The organism is Kitasatospora sp. NPDC056800 (assembly GCF_042789775.1).
Taxonomy (GTDB): Bacteria; Actinomycetota; Actinomycetes; order Streptomycetales; family Streptomycetaceae; genus Kitasatospora.
Genome location: NZ_JBHUAL010000037.1, coordinates 1 through 15,287, shown reverse-complemented (window position 1 = coordinate 15,287; position 15,287 = coordinate 1). Strand labels below are relative to the sequence as shown.

General features: G+C 74.2%; 12 protein-coding genes and 1 pseudogene. 10 read left to right on the top strand and 3 right to left on the bottom strand.

Going from position 1 to position 15,287, the window contains the following annotated elements:
- The first annotated feature begins 57 nt into the window (after positions 1 to 57).
- From ACFRQN_RS11325 to ACFRQN_RS11300, 6 genes and pseudogenes are all read left to right on the top strand, one after another.
- A complete protein-coding gene (locus tag ACFRQN_RS11325) occupies positions 58 to 2,982 on the top strand; it encodes a polysaccharide lyase family 8 super-sandwich domain-containing protein (protein WP_380739891.1) in 2,925 nt (974 codons plus the stop codon).
- A 43-nt stretch (positions 2,983 to 3,025) separates the two neighbouring features.
- Positions 3,026 to 3,309 (top strand): annotated as a pseudogene (locus ACFRQN_RS11320) (hypothetical protein).
- An 81-nt stretch (positions 3,310 to 3,390) separates the two neighbouring features.
- Positions 3,391 to 3,516, top strand: a complete 126-nt coding sequence (locus ACFRQN_RS11315) for a hypothetical protein (protein ID WP_274538712.1) — start codon at positions 3,391 to 3,393, stop codon at positions 3,514 to 3,516.
- Positions 3,517 to 3,669: 153 nt separating this feature from the next.
- A complete protein-coding gene (locus ACFRQN_RS11310; RefSeq protein WP_380739889.1) occupies positions 3,670 to 4,104 on the top strand; it encodes a hypothetical protein in 435 nt (144 codons plus the stop codon).
- 251 nt (positions 4,105 to 4,355) lie between these two features.
- Entirely contained in the window at positions 4,356 to 5,309 is a 954-nt protein-coding gene (locus tag ACFRQN_RS11305; RefSeq protein ID WP_380739887.1) for a hypothetical protein, read from the top strand.
- A gap of 546 nt (positions 5,310 to 5,855) precedes the next feature.
- Positions 5,856 to 6,572 (top strand): hypothetical protein, encoded by a 717-nt coding sequence (locus tag ACFRQN_RS11300; protein WP_380739885.1) that lies wholly within the window; start codon positions 5,856 to 5,858, stop codon positions 6,570 to 6,572.
- 871 nt (positions 6,573 to 7,443) lie between these two features.
- Here ACFRQN_RS11300 and ACFRQN_RS11295 read toward each other — a convergent pair.
- Entirely contained in the window at positions 7,444 to 8,055 is a 612-nt protein-coding gene (locus tag ACFRQN_RS11295) for a hypothetical protein (RefSeq protein WP_380739883.1), read from the bottom strand.
- An 85-nt stretch (positions 8,056 to 8,140) separates the two neighbouring features.
- Here ACFRQN_RS11295 and ACFRQN_RS11290 point away from each other — a divergent pair, with 85 nt between their 5' ends.
- From ACFRQN_RS11290 to ACFRQN_RS11280, 3 genes are all read left to right on the top strand, one after another.
- Positions 8,141 to 8,578, top strand: a complete 438-nt coding sequence (locus ACFRQN_RS11290; protein ID WP_380739881.1) for a hypothetical protein — start codon at positions 8,141 to 8,143, stop codon at positions 8,576 to 8,578.
- A 195-nt stretch (positions 8,579 to 8,773) separates the two neighbouring features.
- Entirely contained in the window at positions 8,774 to 8,905 is a 132-nt protein-coding gene (locus ACFRQN_RS11285; RefSeq protein WP_380739879.1) for a hypothetical protein, read from the top strand.
- Positions 8,902 to 9,090 (top strand): hypothetical protein, encoded by a 189-nt coding sequence (locus ACFRQN_RS11280; RefSeq protein WP_380739877.1) that lies wholly within the window; start codon positions 8,902 to 8,904, stop codon positions 9,088 to 9,090. Before ACFRQN_RS11285 ends, ACFRQN_RS11280 begins: the two co-directional genes overlap by 4 nt.
- A gap of 603 nt (positions 9,091 to 9,693) precedes the next feature.
- Here the strand turns inward: ACFRQN_RS11280 and ACFRQN_RS11275 are convergent.
- Positions 9,694 to 11,241 (bottom strand): hypothetical protein, encoded by a 1,548-nt coding sequence (locus tag ACFRQN_RS11275; protein ID WP_380739875.1) that lies wholly within the window; start codon positions 11,239 to 11,241, stop codon positions 9,694 to 9,696.
- Between the two features lie 816 nt (positions 11,242 to 12,057).
- On the bottom strand, positions 12,058 to 12,762 hold the full coding sequence (locus tag ACFRQN_RS11270) for a hypothetical protein (RefSeq protein ID WP_380739873.1): 705 nt from the start codon (positions 12,760 to 12,762) through the stop codon (positions 12,058 to 12,060).
- A 1,022-nt stretch (positions 12,763 to 13,784) separates the two neighbouring features.
- Between ACFRQN_RS11270 and ACFRQN_RS11265 the strand changes: the two genes are divergently transcribed.
- Complete coding sequence (locus tag ACFRQN_RS11265; RefSeq protein ID WP_380719744.1) at positions 13,785 to 14,186, top strand: hypothetical protein; 402 nt, start codon at positions 13,785 to 13,787, stop codon at positions 14,184 to 14,186.
- Positions 14,187 to 15,287 lie beyond the last annotated feature (1,101 nt).

The window sequence follows — 15,287 nt, the reverse complement described above, 5'->3', positions numbered from 1 at the left end:
GAAGACGCCCACCGTCGTCCCGCCCGGCCCCCACCTCCCAGGAGGAGCTCCCCCCCCATGACCGCCGCGCCGAACCCCGCCCTGCTCTCCCGCCGCCGCCTGCTGCGACTCGCCGCCATCGGCACCACCGCCCTCACCCTCGGTGCCCTCCCCACCCCCGCCACGGCCGCGGCCGACGCCTACGACACCCTGCGCCTGCGCTGGCTCGACCTGCTCACCGGCACCGGCTTCGACCCGGCCACGGCCCCCTACGCCACCACCCTCGCCGCCCTCGGCGACCGGGCCCGCACCCAGCTCCAGGCCATGGCCCCGACCTCCACGTCCCTCTGGCCGGACCTCCCCCTGGGCACCGCCTCGGCGAACGTCACCGCCTCCCACACCCGCCTGCGCACCCTGGCCATGGCCTGGGCGCAGCCCGGCACCGGTCTGACCGGTGACCAGGCCCTGGCCACCGCGATCACCACCGGCCTGAACCACCTCAACACCACCACCGGCGCCTACACCCCCACGGCCACCGCCTACGGCAACTGGTGGGACTGGCAGATCGGCACCCCGCAGGCCCTCCTCGACACCTGCGTCCTGGCCCACGACCTCCTGCCGCCCACCCGGCTCTCCGCCCTGCTCGCCGCCGTGGACCGCCAGGTCCCCGACTCCCTGGTGTCGAGCTACACGGGCACCAGCACCGGCGGCAACCGGGTGGACCTGTGCCGCGTCCTGGCCCTGCGCGGAGTGCTGGGCCGCACCTCCGCCAAGCTCACCACCGCCACCACCGCGCTCTCCCCGGTCTTCCCGTACGTCCTGGCCGGCGACGGCCTGTACGCCGACGGCTCCTTCGTCCAGCACACCTGGGTGCCGTACACCGGCTCCTACGGGGAGGTGCTGCTCGGTGGCCTGAGCAGGCTCTTCGCCCTGCTGGCCGGTTCCGCCTGGCAGATCTTCGACCCGTCCCGGCAGAACGTCTTCGACGCCGTCACCGACGCCTACGCGCCCTTCCTCTACAACGGCCTGGTGATGGACGCCGTGAGCGGGCGGGCCGTCAGCCGGGGCCGCCAGAGCGGCGACCAGCTCCAGCTCCAGCAGGACGACCACGTCCGGGGCCACACCCTGATCGGCCACATCCTGCGCCTCGCCGACTCCGGCGCCGCCCCGGCCGCCCAGTCCGCCGCCTGGCGCTCCGCCGTGAAGGGCTGGCTCACCCGTGACCACTACCTGCCCTACCTCTCCAACGCCTACCTCGACGTCCCCGAGCTCGCCCGTGCCCAGGCCCTCCTGAACTCCGCCACCGCCGCCGCCCCCGAGCCGCTCGGCGCCCGGGTGTTCGCGATGGACCGCGCCGTGGTCCGCCGCTCCGGCTGGGCCGCCTCGCTCAGCCTCTGCTCCGCCCGCACCACCTTCTACGAGACCGGCAACGGCGAGCACCTGCGCGGCTGGCACACCAACAACGGCATGCTCTCCTGGTGGGGTGCCACCTTCGGCAACGGCCAGTACTCGGACGCCTTCTGGCCCACCGTGGACCCGTACCGCCTGCCCGGCACCACCGTCTCCGCCAAGCCGCTCGCCGACGCCGCCGGCGGCACCTGGGGCGCACCCCGCCCGGACTCCACCTGGGCCGGCGGCGCCACCGACGGCACCTACGCCGCCGTCGGCCAGGACCTGCGCGGCCTCTCCTCCACCCTGACCGGACGCAAGTCCTGGTTCCTGCTGGACGATGCGGTGGTCTGCCTCGGCGCGGGCATCAGCTGCACCGACGGCACCCCGGTGGAGACCGTCGTCGACAACCGCAACCTCGGCCCCGCCGGCACCCACGCCCTCACCGTGGACGGCGCCGCCCAGCCCACCACCCTCGGCTGGTCCCAGCGCCTCGACGGCGCCCGCGCCGTCGCCGTCGCGGGTTTCGGCGGCTACGTCCTGCCCGCCGGCACCACCCTGCGGGCGAAGCGCGAGGCCCGCACCGGCAGTTGGCACGACATCAACACCGGCGGCTCCACCGAGCAGCTCACCCGCCGCTACCTCACCCTCTGGTTCGACCACGGCACCAACCCCACCGACGCCGGGTACGAGTACCAGGTGCTGCCCGGCGCGACCGCCGCGGCCACCGCGGCCCGGGCGGCCGCCCCCACCGTCACCACCCTCGCCAACTCCCGTACGGTCCAGGCGATATCCGACTCCGCCTCGGGTGTCACCGCCGCCAACTTCTTCGCCGCCGGCACGGCCGGGCCGCTCACCGCCTCCGCCCCCTGCTCGGTGCTGGTCCGCGACACCGACAGCACCCGCACCGTCACCGTCGCCGACCCCTCCCGCCGGGCCGCCACCGTCACGCTCACCCTCGCCGGCACGGGCCGCCCCACCGAGGCCGCCGAAGGCGTCAGTGTGCTCTCCACCGAGGGCGCGGTGACCCTCCTGGTGGAGCTCGGCGGCACCCAGGGCGCCGGCCGCACCATCACCCTCACCACCGCCTCCGGCGCCCCGGCGACCGCCACCGCGACCCTGCTCGACCCCACCCAGGACAGCTACGTCCGCGACGGCTCCTACGCCACCACCAACTACGGCACCGCCACCACCCTGACGGTCAAGAACACCAACACCACCGACAGCGGCTTCAGCCGGCGCGCCCTCCTCACCTTCGACACCACCGCCGTCCCCGGCACCGTCCGCCGCGCCGTCCTCTGGGTCCACGGCGCGGTCGCCGACTCCGGGGGCACCCTCGCCACCCTCCAGGCCTTCACCACCGCCCCCACCCCCTGGACCGAACCCGCCGTCACCTGGGCCAACGCCCCCGGCCTGGCCCAACCCCTCGGCACCGGCCGGATCTCCACCACACCCGACTGGATCCCCCTCGACGTCACCCCCGCCGTCACCCCGGGCAACCCCTCCCTCACCCTGGCCCTCTTCCAGCCCCTCGCCACCGTCGGCCTCGCCGTCAACCTCGACGCCCGCAGCCACACCACCTTCCACCCCGTCCTGGAGGTGATCACCTCCTGACCGGCCACCGCCGCACCATCGGGTCGCGGGACCGGGCGCATCCATGGACGACGAGACGCCGCTGCGGGGCCGGGTCTACGGAACCGACCACGACGACCCCGTCCCCGGGCACGTGTACCGCGAGCGTGTCGGTGGTCCGCTCGACGGCCTCTCCTGGACGTCACCGCCTGGGACGCCGACCGGCTTGCCGGCGGCGCCGCGCTCGCCACCGAGATCGGTCGGTACGGCGCCGGCGGCCTCGGGGCCACACGACCGCGAGGTCAGCCGAGAACCCCGCCACCGGGTCCCACAGCGCGTCAGTTGGCATCGTGGCGGTGGCGGTGGTGAGGTTGCCGGAGAAGTCAGTCGTCCGCGTCCGCGAAGGCCGGATCCCACGCGGCCGGGGCCTCGGAGGCCACGGTCCGCCTGGTGCCATTCGACCCTCGGGCATCCGCCCGACTGCTTCTTGACGCGCTGGACCACCGCCAGGCCGTCCAGATGGCGGCTGAACTGCTCGAACTCCCGAAGCGCGAGGCCGAGTCCCAGGCCCGATGAACATTCGATCAGCGCGTGCGGCGTCCGGCACCAGCCGGGCGCCGCACGCGTTTCCAAGGTTCCACCCCACCGCCGACAGATCACCAGCGGATAGCGCCACCCCCGCCGGGGCATAGCCAGAACCAGACCCACCAGGGGAAGGAGACCAGCAGGATGTCGTGGCGGGATGCGGTACAGCCGGCGTTGAGGGTGATGCTGCAAAGGGAGGCCTACCCGGACCCCTACCTGGAGCTGCTGCGCGTCGGCGTGGAGCACCAGGACGTCGCCGAGGACATCGTTCTGACGCTGGCGGTGGACGGGGCGCTCGTCACCGGGACCGTGATCCCGACCGCGAAATGGGAGGACCTGTACGTCCGACAGGTAGCGGAAGCCGACTATTACGGGATGCGGAAGGTCGTGCGGGAGGTGATCGGGCACCTGGACCAGGCCGTCGAGGGTGGGCGTCGCCGCAGGGCGGCCGACCCACGCTTCCTGTACCTGAAAGACGTCACCGTCCGCTCGGGGCGGAGCGCCCGGAGGCTGCCGGCCTGGCGGGGGCCGCTCGCGGCCGTCGGTGGCCGGAGCCTGGGCGAGCCGGACGAATGCTGAGGGTCCCGTCGGGCGCGCGCGACCGACAGGTACGGATCGTCGCCGGGTGCCGTTCGTCAGCTGCGGCGACTCAGGAAGCCCCTGCCGGGTCTACGCGGCGACGACCGGCGAGGCCGAGGCCGGCGGCGTACCAGTCGACGTGGGTGGCGACGGCGGCGAAGACGCCGGGCCACGTCTCCTCCTGGAGGATTGCCCGGAGCAGCAATTCGCGGACATCGGCGAGGTAGGCGTCGAGGCGGTGGCCGGTGCGGGTGAGTACCGCGCCCGCCGGCCGGGACCTGGGCCGCCCGATCCTGGATTCCCCGCTGGTGCGCGGCGCGATGTGGCTGTGCTGGAGCGGCCACGACGGCATCCGCACCCTCCACCAGGGCGCCGGCCCGGCCCGCGGCTGGACCGAGCGCGACGTCGACGGCCTGGACGGCTGGGTGGCCCTGGTCGACGGCCGGATCGTCCTCGCCGCCCGCCCCGGCGTCGGCTTGCCGGAGCCCGTCGTCCACGCCGAGGCCTGGCAGGCCGGCGCGACGCTGCACGCCGCCCTTGCCCAGCACCCCGCCGACCAGGACGAAGAGGATGAAGGGGACGGGTACGAGGGCGACGACCGGGAGCACGGGATGCTCGGCGGCATCCGCCACCGGGTCCGCGGCCGGGCCGCCGGGATGACCCTGGAGACCATCCAGCAGGCCCTGCACCAGGCCCGGGACGACGAACGCGCCGCCGACCGCTATGCCAACGCCGGAGACGAGACCGCTTACGCCACCGCGGACACCATCCGCGCCGAGTGGCAGCGCGTCCGCGACCACACCGCCGAAACCCGCGCCGAGCGCTACGACCCCGACCACGACACCGCCCTCCAACACGCCCTGCGCGCCGAACGCCACCGACGCGACGTCGCCGACTGCGCCCGCGAGGCCGCCCACCGAGCCGGCCGCCCCGCCGCCTGCTCGCCGCCGAGTGCATCTGCCTGGGCCGCCGCCCGGCACCAAGGCCTCGTCCGCTGGCGCTGCCTGCTGTGCCTTTCCCGGTCAGCCGCCTGCTGTGCCGGGCTCGCCCAGCCTTCAGCGGCCGCCGGACCACCCCGCCGCTCGGCCCGTCGGCCGCCGTCGCCTGGTGGCTGGTGGATTCGTCACGGGCCGGGTGGTGGATCGTCGTGTGGTCCCGCTGCTGCGGTGTCGTCTTGGACAGCGCTGTTCCAGGCGTGCTGGTAGGTGGTGAGGGCAGCTCGTAGGTGTTGGCCTTGGGGGGTGTCGGGCAGGCTGTGGCGGTGGGCGAGGTCGGCGGTTGCCTGGCTGGCGGGGAGGACCGTGGTGTTGCCGGCGGCCAGTGCCGCGGTGTACCAGTAGAGCTGTCGGTTGACGGCTTTCGACAGGCCGGACGTCGGGTCGCCGACGAGTGTCCGGGCGGCGGTGGCGAGTTCGGCTTCGGCGGCCGCGAACGTGTCGTGGTTGTCGGGTGTCGGTGCGGGCACCACCGCGGTGTCGGCCCGCCCGCCGTCGGCGACAGGCTCGTCCCCGGTGGCCGCGAGCGCGTCGTCGTCCTGCCCCCGTCCGGCGTCCGTCTGCCGCCGCGTCCCGCCGCTGTGGGGTGGGGCTGTCCCGCTCTGGCCGGGGCGGGGGCTGTGGTCGGAGCCTTCGTCGTGGCCCTGGCCGCCGTCCGGACCGGCTGGAGGGACCGGAATGAACGTCCCGGGCCAGCGTACTTAGACACCACCGCGGGGACGGTTCCTGCTATTGTCACGCCCCTAGACTTTGAACGTGTTCAATATTGGGGGGCGAGTGGATACGTCGGGCGTGTGTCGGCCGGTGCCGCGGGAGGCACGGGTTCTGGTGGTACTGGCGATGCTGTGCACGGCGCCGGCACTGGTCTGGGCGGCCGCCAGCGGCGGGACCTTCCTCGACGGTCCGCTCATGCTCGGTTCACTGGTAACACCCGTACCCCTTCTCGCGCGGAGTGCGGACAACTTTCGGGCAGCTTGCCGGGTCACCGGCTGGGGGGTGCTCGCGCTCTCGGCTGTCGGCTTCCTCTTCGGCCTCTTCGTGCTGGCGCCGGTGGGCATCGTTCTGCTCGCTGCGGCAAGCCGGTCGCGTCCCGGGTCCCGCCGCCTCCCGCTGCTGGTCGGCACCCTGGTGCCGGTGGTGACCCTCGGCCTTGCCGGCTGGATGTTCGGCCCGTTGCTGATCGGCCCGTACTTCAGGGAGCCGGACGCTTTCCTCGCCACCGTTCGCGAGGGCAGTTCACTCTTTGGCCCGTCGCTTCCGGCGGAGCTCCTGGTCGACGGCTCAGGCCTCGGCCACGGCGCCACAAGCGTCAGTGTGGGGCAGACCGGCGGAGTACCGGGCGGCACGCTCACGGTCGTCTTCGCCCCTCGTACTCCCGCCGCCGATCTGGCCGTCCTGCGGCAGAGGATCGCGGGCCTGCCGGGCGTCAGCGATGTCAGGCTCTGCAACCCACCCGCCCACAACTGCCGCTGACCGGGAACCGGACCCGCCGCCCGGGTGGCCGCTGCCGCTTGCCCGCGCGCTGGCCGCCCGCCCCGGGCACCGAGCGGGTGCGGACAGTCCGTGCTGCACCAGGTTTTCGATCCGGGCGGCACCGGGCCGGGGCTGCGGCCAACGGCTCGTCGACGGCGGGGTTCTCCTCGGCGCCGGCAGCTGGTCGACTCCCGCGTCGCCCCGATCGGCGTCCAGCTCGTCTGAGGCCCACCCGCCCCGGTCCGCTGCCGCACCGGTTCGTCGCCGGGTTCGCCAGGGGGCCTCGCCCCGGCGTCGTCGTTCCGGCGGTTGTCGGGCTCCGGCGTCGGTTGTCGGCTTCGTCGCCGCTCCGGGTGCCGTCCGGCTTGCCTCGGCGACGTCCCGTCCCACCCGCATCCGGTGCTGTCGTCGTGGCGGTCGGCGGTCGGCGGTCGGTCCGCTCGCCGAGCGCGCCGGGTCGACGTCCTCGCCGCTGCCCCGGTCATGGCCGCCCGTCGTTCGGCTCGCTGCTGTTCCCAGCCTGCTGCCGCCGTTCCGGCTCGTCCTCGCGACGTCCTGGCCTGCCGCCTGCCGCCTGCCGCCTGCCGCCTGCCGTCCGGCCTCGGCGTTTGCCGCCGCCCCGCCGCCGTCCCGCCGCCCCGCCGCCGTCCCGGTGTCGTGGTCCGGCTTGGCCCGGCTTGTTCGCTGGGCTGGGCCGAGTAGCGGGTGCTCGCGGCGGGGCCGGCGTACACGGCGGAGGCCTGTCCGTGGTGTTCCGTTACCGTCCCGCCGTGACGGAACCAGCTGGGCCCGTGCTCGGCCGCCGGGCGGTGCCCCGCGGCCGCGCGCCGTTCCGTCGCCTAGGGTGCCTCGACGGCCCGCGGGTCGCTGGTCAGCGCGTAGCGGCGGGCGGCTGTTCGGCGGTGCTGCCGATCTCCTCGCCGGGGATACCCAGGGCTTCCTCGGCTTTGCGGTCGCAGAGGTAGCCGGGGGCGACCTGAAGGGCGAGCAGGCCGAGCTCGTGGCGGACGTCCAGCCGTTTCCGGGCCATGTCGCGGCCCCGGGCGACGCAGGAGTGCCACTGCTCGGTGTCCCAGCCGTCGGGGCCGTGGACGACGGCGAGCTCGGCGGCCGGAACGTCGGGCCGGGACCGGACGTCGGCGACCGAACGCGCGACGATCTCGGCGACGACCGTGGCCTCGGGCGGCCGCCCGCCCGAGGCGCCGGCGTCGGCCAGGCGCTCGGCGATCAGGTCGGTGAGCTCCGCCGTCCTGCCCTTGAGCTCGACGACCGCCCGCACCGGCAGTACCAGGCCGGTGTCCCACGCGTGGGACAGCTCCAGGCCGGCTTCCCGCCGGACCGTCGCCTCGATCGCCTCGGCCGTGGCCGCCAGGTCCAGCAGCCGGTAGGCGGTCGAGCGGCTCACCCCGAACTCGGCGCCGACCGTGCCCCGCTTCTCGGCCTTTCCAGCCTCGCCGCCACCCGCTACGTCCTGTCCGCACACCCGGAGAAGAAGAACGGCCCTATCGCCCCGTAGAGCTACGACCGTGGGGACCGACAGGGCGGCGAGGCGGCGGCGGACCGTGAGCGTGAGCAGCAGCCACTACGTCGAGTGGCACCTGCCTGGCTATGACCCGATCCTGGAGCTGGGCGTGGCGCCCGCGTGGCTCCAGGTCAGCGAGCAGATTCCGACTACAGCACGGGGAATGATCATGGCCAACGTCACATGCTTTTCGGTCCACCCGGAACCACAGTCCATCCCGCCCGACGGGACGGTCTTTTTCTCGGTAGGCCCGGATGATCGTTTCGGCGGCGCCGCGATCACGGCCACTGTCCAGGCGGGCTCAGGCTCGGGAAAGACCGTGTTTGCCGAGGTGATACAGATGGCCACGCGGAGTCAGATCGACTTTCCTGGACCTGCGACGAGCCACTTCCTCGACATCGTCGTCAGGAACAACGGTCACGTCAGCGACGGCGCCGCGACCATCGACTTCTACGACGTTTTCATCACCTCTATCACTCCGTAGCTCGCTCCGACGGTGGTTTCAGATAGTGGCACCACAGGGCCGCCGGCCAGCGCAGCCACAACTGCGAGCCGCGCTGCGGGCCGGCTACGGCTAACCCCGGCGACGCCGAGCGCCTGGACGCCGAACTCGCCGAGCAGCTGCTGCGCCGCGTGCCGGTCGACCGACTCGACCAGGTCGACCAGGTTCCCCGCCGTCGTGGACCTGGTCGCGGTCGCCGAGATCGCCGCCGCCTACCGCGGCCGCGTGCTGCTCGCCGCCGACCCGGAGACATCCGACGCCGTCGACCAGGCCGTCGCCGACCTGCTGGCGCGGCAGGGCGCCGAGTGACCGACCAGCACCAGCAGCCGGACCCGGCAGACGCCGTGGTCACCGACCGCGCCGCCCAGCGCGCCAAGGAGCTCGGCGCCACCAAGGCACTGGAAGCGCTGCGCGCCAACTCGCACACCGGCCGCGACTCGGCCGCCCGCTCCGCACCGTCACCGAGGGCAGCCAGCACAGGCACCGATCCATGAGGGCTGCGGCGTCCTTCCACCTGCCATCGAACTCGCCGATTAGGTGGCGCCCGCTGTGCGGGAGGGACGGCGGGTGCGCCCGGGGCCGGGCGACGTTGTCCGCCGGGGGCGGGCCGTGGCGGTGGTGAGCGCTCGGCGAAGGCCGGCCCCCCGCCCGGCCGCCTCCCATGCGTGGGGCGACGGCGACTCCGCCAGGCCGCCAGGAGGACGAGCCCGTCGTTCTGGCCGACGTCGCCGGCCGCCCCGGTGCCCGTCCCGGCCAGCGTCGGGCCCCGTCGGCCGACGACGCCGCGCGCCCGCCCGCTGCACTGCCGCCTGCCCGCGCACCGTCCGGTTCTGCCCCGGCCGCCGCCGGCTGGCTGGTTCTGTACCGCCTGCTGCCGATCGCCTCGCTCGGGCCGCCGGCGTACCGTCACCCGACGGTCGGCGAGTCGCCGCCCGGTCGGGCCCGCACCGCCGCCCGGCCCGCCGCCGGTCGAGGCCCGCTGCCCCGCCTTCAGCGGCCGCCCGGCCGGCCCGGCCTGGCCTGCTCTGGTGCGGCTGCGCTGCCCGGTGGTTGGTTTCGTTACGGGCTGGGTTGTGGCGGATCGTGGTGTGGTCCCGTCACGGTGCCGTTCCTGATGCCGTCCCGGTGCCGGTTCTGGTGGTGTTCCAGGCGTTCTCGTAGGCGGCGAGGGCGGTGTGGAGGCGTTGGCCTTGGGGGGTGTCGGGTAGGCGGAGCCGGCCGCGGCGGCTGGCGAGGTCGGCGGTGGCGTAGCGGAGGTGGGGCAGCAGCATGTCCTCACCGCGGACCAGCGCGGTGGTGTGTCGGTACAGCTGTCGGTCGACGGCTTTCGACAGGCCGGACGTCGGGTCGCCGATGAGCGCCCGGGCGGCGGCGAGTTCGGTCTCGGCGGCCGTGAACGTGTCGTGGCTGTCGGGTGTCGGCGCGGGCACCACCGTGGTGTCGGCCCGCCCGCCGTCGGCGGGTTCGTCCCCGGTGGCCGCGAGCGCGTCGTCGTCCTCGTCCTGGCTGGGGGCGGGGTCCTTCTGCCGCTGCGTCCCGCCGTCGTAGTTCGGCCCGCTCTCCGGTTCGGCGGCCGGCACGTCCGGCCGCTCGCGCGGCCCGGTGGCGGTGTCGTCGCCGACCTCACCGACCAGGCCGAGGTCCGGCCGGGCGGCGGCGAGCTCGTCCTCGGTGGCCGCGGGCGTGGTGTCGTCCTGTTCCGGGCCGGGGCCTGGTGGGGTGGCGGCCCCGGTCTGGCCGGGTACGGGCCGCTCGGGCCGGTGTGGTGGTGCTACGGCCGGTTCGGGGTGGGTGTGCGGGGTGCCGTCGTCGAAGACGACGGTGAGCCGGGCACCGGCCGCCGTGGTCGTCTGCTGCGCCCAGGCGGTCCTGTCGTTGCCGCTGGGGTCGGGCTTCGCGCCGGTCGTGGCGGTGGTGGTCTGCTTGCGGTCCTTGCCGGGGGTGTTGTCGGCCGGGCGGTCGGGAGCCCCTGGTGCGCGTCGGCGGCGGGTGGGGAGGAGTTCGTCGTAGGCGGTGGTGGTGGGCAGGGGGCGGGTGTCCGGGGGCAGGATGGCCCGGATCCGTACCGGCTCGGCGGCCGGCGCACGGCCACGGTCGGGGCCTTCACCGTGGCCGTGGCCGCCGTCCGGGACCAGGGCGTCCGCCTCCGCCGTCGTCTTGTCTGTCCCGGGCCGGCAGGCGTTCTGGAAGGCGGTCAGCAGGGCTTCGGGGACGGCCTGCTGACCGTGGACCTGAGCGCTCTTGCCGCGCCCCGCGGGGGCCGCCGCCAGGGCGGAGGCGGCCGTGTCGTCCTGGCGCTCGCGGGCCGCCTGGTCGAGGGTGGGTGCGGGGAGTCCGAGGAGGGCGAAGGCGCCGTCGAGCGCGGCCCGGGCGGTGCGGGCGTGCCGGACGAACACCGCCACCTGGCCGCCGTCCAGGCCCTCCAGTGCCCGCTGGGCCTGTTCGTCGCCGCCGAGGCGGGCCAGGAGGGCGCGGGCCTCGTCCCGCAGGGCGGGGAGTTCTTCCTCGAGGCGGCGCCGGCGGTGTTCGGCCTGGCGGCAGGCCGGGCTGCAGTGCAGGGCGGGACGGCCGGTGGCCGCCTTCGGCAGGGCGCGGCCACAGCCCGGCCGCGCGCAGACCGGCCCGGTGCTCAAGGTTTCCGTCACCTGGAGGATTCTGACGAAACACCGGCCGGACCGGAAGCGGACCCCGGCGCGTGACTCCCGGCCGCACGCCGTCCCGGCCGGCGTCCGGCCCGTCTCGGGGCCGGACGCCTGGTCGTCGCCCGGCCCGCGGTCCCCCTGTTCCCGGCCAGGCCCGTCGCCGCGCGGGGTCGACCCCTGAGTGCCCGCCGCTGGCCTGGGCCGTACCGGGGTGGTTGCGTCACCGCCTCCTGGTGACGGAACCACCCGAAGGCCCCAGGGTGTGACCTGTTGGTCTTGCGGGGCGTGAAATGGCCCCGCATACGGGGTTGTCTGGACCTTTGGTTGTGATTGTCGGGGTGTCCGGGGGTGGTGTCGGGTGGTTGGGGTGGTGACTGTGTGTGGTGGTGGGTGGGGTTGGGGGGTTGGGTCGGGGCCGCTCGGGGGCGGGTGGCGTGTTGTGGGCTTGTTTTGGGGGCTGAATTCCGCCGGATATTTCGCCCGGTTGTTTTGGTGTATTGGTTTCCGGTGGTGGTCTGAATTCGGGTCGGAATTGCGGGTCAGGGGATGGCGGCGGGGGTTGGTGTTCGGTTTCGTCCGGGCCGGGCCCGCCGTCCCCGGTGGTCGGGTCCGGTGTGGTCCGGGCCTGCTGTGCCCCTGCCCGGCCGCCGCCGTCCCGGGTCCGCCGTCTGGGCTGGGTGCCGCCGTCCAGGCCGTGCTCGCCCTTCCCGCCGTTCCCGGTGCCCGTGCCCGCCTCGCCGCTCCGCCGTCCCTGCCGGCCTGCTGCCCGCCCTGGCCGCGTCGGGGTCCCGCTCTGTTGTCCGCCGGTTTCGGTTCCCGTTAGAACGGTGGCTCGGTGGCCAGTTGTAGCCGCCGTTCGCTGTCCTCGTCGGTTTCGAGACCGCTGGTGTCGTGCCCCCAGTCACGCAGGCCTTCGAGGGCGGCGTCGCGGTAGTCGAAGCGACCGCTCTCCGCCAGCAGGCGCCGGGCATGGCCGGCGAGTGCGGCGCGGTGCGGTGCCAGTCGAGGGTGCTCGACCAGGGAGACAGCGGTGAAGACGCAGGCATGGCGGACCGCACGGTCCTCGTGGTCGAGCAGCGGGGCGACAACCCGGTGGACAGCGGGCCGCAGGTACCGCAGGGCGCTCTCGTCGGGTCCGTGTCCGAGCGAGGCGCAGGTCCGGTCGTCGGCGGAGTGGAAGTAGTGACCGAGCGCGTCGAGGAGGACGGCGCGCATCGATCGATCACTGGCATCCGGGTCGGGGAAGTCGAGTGCCTCGGCGGCCCGGGGGTCGGCGAGCAGCGCGGCCAGGTACGTGGCGGCGGGGGCAGTGGCCGGAAGCGCCTGGCAGGCCTCGGCGTCGAAGGCGCCGCGTAGGTTCCGTTGTGCCTCCTGCCGGACGGCCGGGTCCGGGTGCAGCACGTTCCGCAGGCCGGCAGGCACCCGCAGGGGGTCTGTGAACCCGCACTCCAGGCTCGCCCAGTCGGTCTCGCGGATCACGGTTTCGGGGGCGGGCAGGTCTGTTGTGGTCGAACCGTCCGTCATGCCTCGCAACCCTATGGGTTCGGGACGGGAACGTGACTGCTGCTCGGCCGCGGCCGCCGTCCCGTCCCGCCCGTCCCGGGGATGCCCTTGTCGCGTCGGGGTGGTGTTGTGTGGTGTGACGTGGGGTTCGGGTGGCGGAGTTGGTGCGCTCCGTCCAGGTCCCGGGTGGTCCTGCTGTGCCCCGTCCAGCGGGGCCGGTGCCGCGTCCGGGTGCCTGCCGCTGCCGGTCCCGGGTCTGGCGTGCTGCCCTGTCTGCCTCGCTGCGCCGTCGTTCGGGCCCGCTGCGCCGCTGTCGCCGGGCTGCCGTCCTGGTTGCCGTCTTGGGCGGCGGGGTGTGGCCGGGGCGGTGGTCGTCGGGAGGGCTGGCCTTGTCGGGCGGTTTGGTCCTGGTGGTGGTGCTCGGCGGCGGGTGGCCGGCGGCCGGGTGGTGGCGTGGTGGCGGGCGGTGGCGGTGCAACGCGGGGGTGCAACGCGGTGTTGCGGTGGGGTGCGACGCGGGGCTGTGTTGCGGGTCTGACCAGGCGTTGTGTGGCCGAGAGCGGGGGTGGGTGGGCGCGTTGCGGCTCGTGTTGCACCGGGCTGCGCCCGTCGGCCGGCCTCGGCGGTTCCCCGCCGCCTCGCCGTCCTGCCCGCGCCGCCCGGTGCCGCGCCCCACTGCTGGGACCAGGCCCTGGCCGCCGTCCTGGTCGGCCGCCAGGCCGTTCCGCTGCGCCCGTCTCGGCCGTCCTGCCCTCCGTCTCCGGGCCCGTCCTGGTGGGCGTCGCGCCCGTCGTCGGGGCTGCCCGCTGCTGCGCCCTGGTCGGCCGTCCAGGCCGCCGTCCCGGGCCGTCCGTCGTCCTGCTGCGCCCGTCGTTGGACGGCTGGGTGGCCGTCAGGCCGCTCTGCATGGCGTTTCCGGGGTGGTGCGGGAGGCTGTTCCTGCCCGCCGTCTGGGCGGGCATCGGTATCGGGGAGGGCAGTGGCTGGTGGATGTGTGGGGGATGGCGTCGTGGTCGTCGTGGGTGGGGCTGGAGGAGGCGAGGTTGGCGGTGCCGCGTTTGCCGGGGGTGTACATGGCTCGGTCGGGGCTGGAGGACCGGGTGGTGTACGTCGGCTGCGCCGCGGAGCGGCGAGGGACGAGCTCGCGGCCGCCCCAGGGCATGAGAGGGCGGATCGCGAAGTACACCGGCGGATTGGCGTCGGGGCTGGGCGAGGCGGCGCTGGACCGCGCTCTGGCCGATCCGCACTGGCTGCGCGAGCGCCTGGTCGAAGTCGAGGCCGGCCAGCCGATGAGGGCCGCACACTGGGCCAAGGCCGCGATCGTGCGGGCTGAACTGGAGCTGTGCTGGGCGGTCACGGGCACCGGCGAGGAGGCAAGGAATCTGGAGACCCGGGTGATTGCCGTCTTGCCGCCCCTTTGGAATCGGCGCGTCCCGCCCGCCTAGCGGGGGGCAACATGGGGGCGTGTTGCGGTTCTGACCAGGTGTTATGTGGCCGGGGGCGGGTGGGCGTGTTGCACCTGCTGTTGTACCGGGCTGTGCCCGGTCGGCCGGCCTCGGCGGTTCCCCGCCGCCTCGCCGTCCTGCCCGCGCTGCCCGGTACCGCGCCCCGTTGCCGGGACCGGCCCCTGGCCCTGGCCGTCGTCCTGGTCCGGTGTTCGGTTTGGTGTCGTCACTCCGGGAATTGCCCGGGTGACGTCGGGCGGGATTTCCTGGGTGGTCTGGAATGGCGGTCGCCGTGTCGGCGTGGAGGGCCATAGGCCCCTTTCCGGTGTGCCTGGATTCGATTCCAGGCCGCTGCGCCCCGGGAGAGTTTCGGATTGCGGCCGGAAAGGGATCGGGAGGGAATTCGGATTTCCGCCAGGAATTCCGTCGGATAGTGCCTGGATGGATGGTTGCCGTGATGTTGGAATGTTCGCGTATCGCTCCCGCCCAAGGCCGCCAGGATAAGAGCCGTACGGTGTTCCCGGGAACGCGTTCAGAACGCCGCTGGATTCGCTTCGGATTCGGCCGGGAGTCTGTGGTGGAGGGCTCGTCAGGGACCGCCGTACGGGCGGCCGGTGAGGGTCCGCCACCGGGGCCGGGGAGGCCCGGGCCGGACCGGTGGCCCGAGGACTGCCTCCCGAGGGCCGCAGGCCTCGCCCCAAGGGCGGAGGACGGGCCGCGAGCCCAGCAACCGCAAGGCGAACCAGCGCCCGAGCACCCCACCGGCCGGGACCGGGGGAGGCCCCCCGGGGGTGGGGTTGTGACTGATACCCGAACTCTGCGACACATCGTCAACGACGAGGGGCCGCAGGCCCCGGCCGGCACCCCGCCGCCCCGGAGGGATGGGCCACTACCCGAATTCCGCGTCACATCGTCAACGCTCACCCCCGGGCGCAGCCCGGGAAGCCCTGCCAGCCAATCGGCCCGTAGGGCCGTGAAAACACCGGCCCAACAAGACGGGAAAGCCGACCGATTGACGGGCCGTAGGCCCGGGACAATGCCACGACAGGGCGGAGCGCAGCGACGCCCGACGCCCACCACCAACCACCCGCACAAATCCCA

Bases quoted from the DNA above. Each gene is read 5' to 3' on its own strand.
- ACFRQN_RS11325 (WP_380739891.1), top strand. From the start codon at position 58: ATGACCGCCGCGCCGAACCCCGCCCTGCTCTCCCGCCGCCGCCTGCTG.
- ACFRQN_RS11310 (WP_380739889.1), top strand. From the start codon at position 3,670: ATGTCGTGGCGGGATGCGGTACAGCCGGCGTTGAGGGTGATGCTGCAA.
- ACFRQN_RS11270 (WP_380739873.1), bottom strand. From the start codon at position 12,762: ATGACGGACGGTTCGACCACAACAGACCTGCCCGCCCCCGAAACCGTG.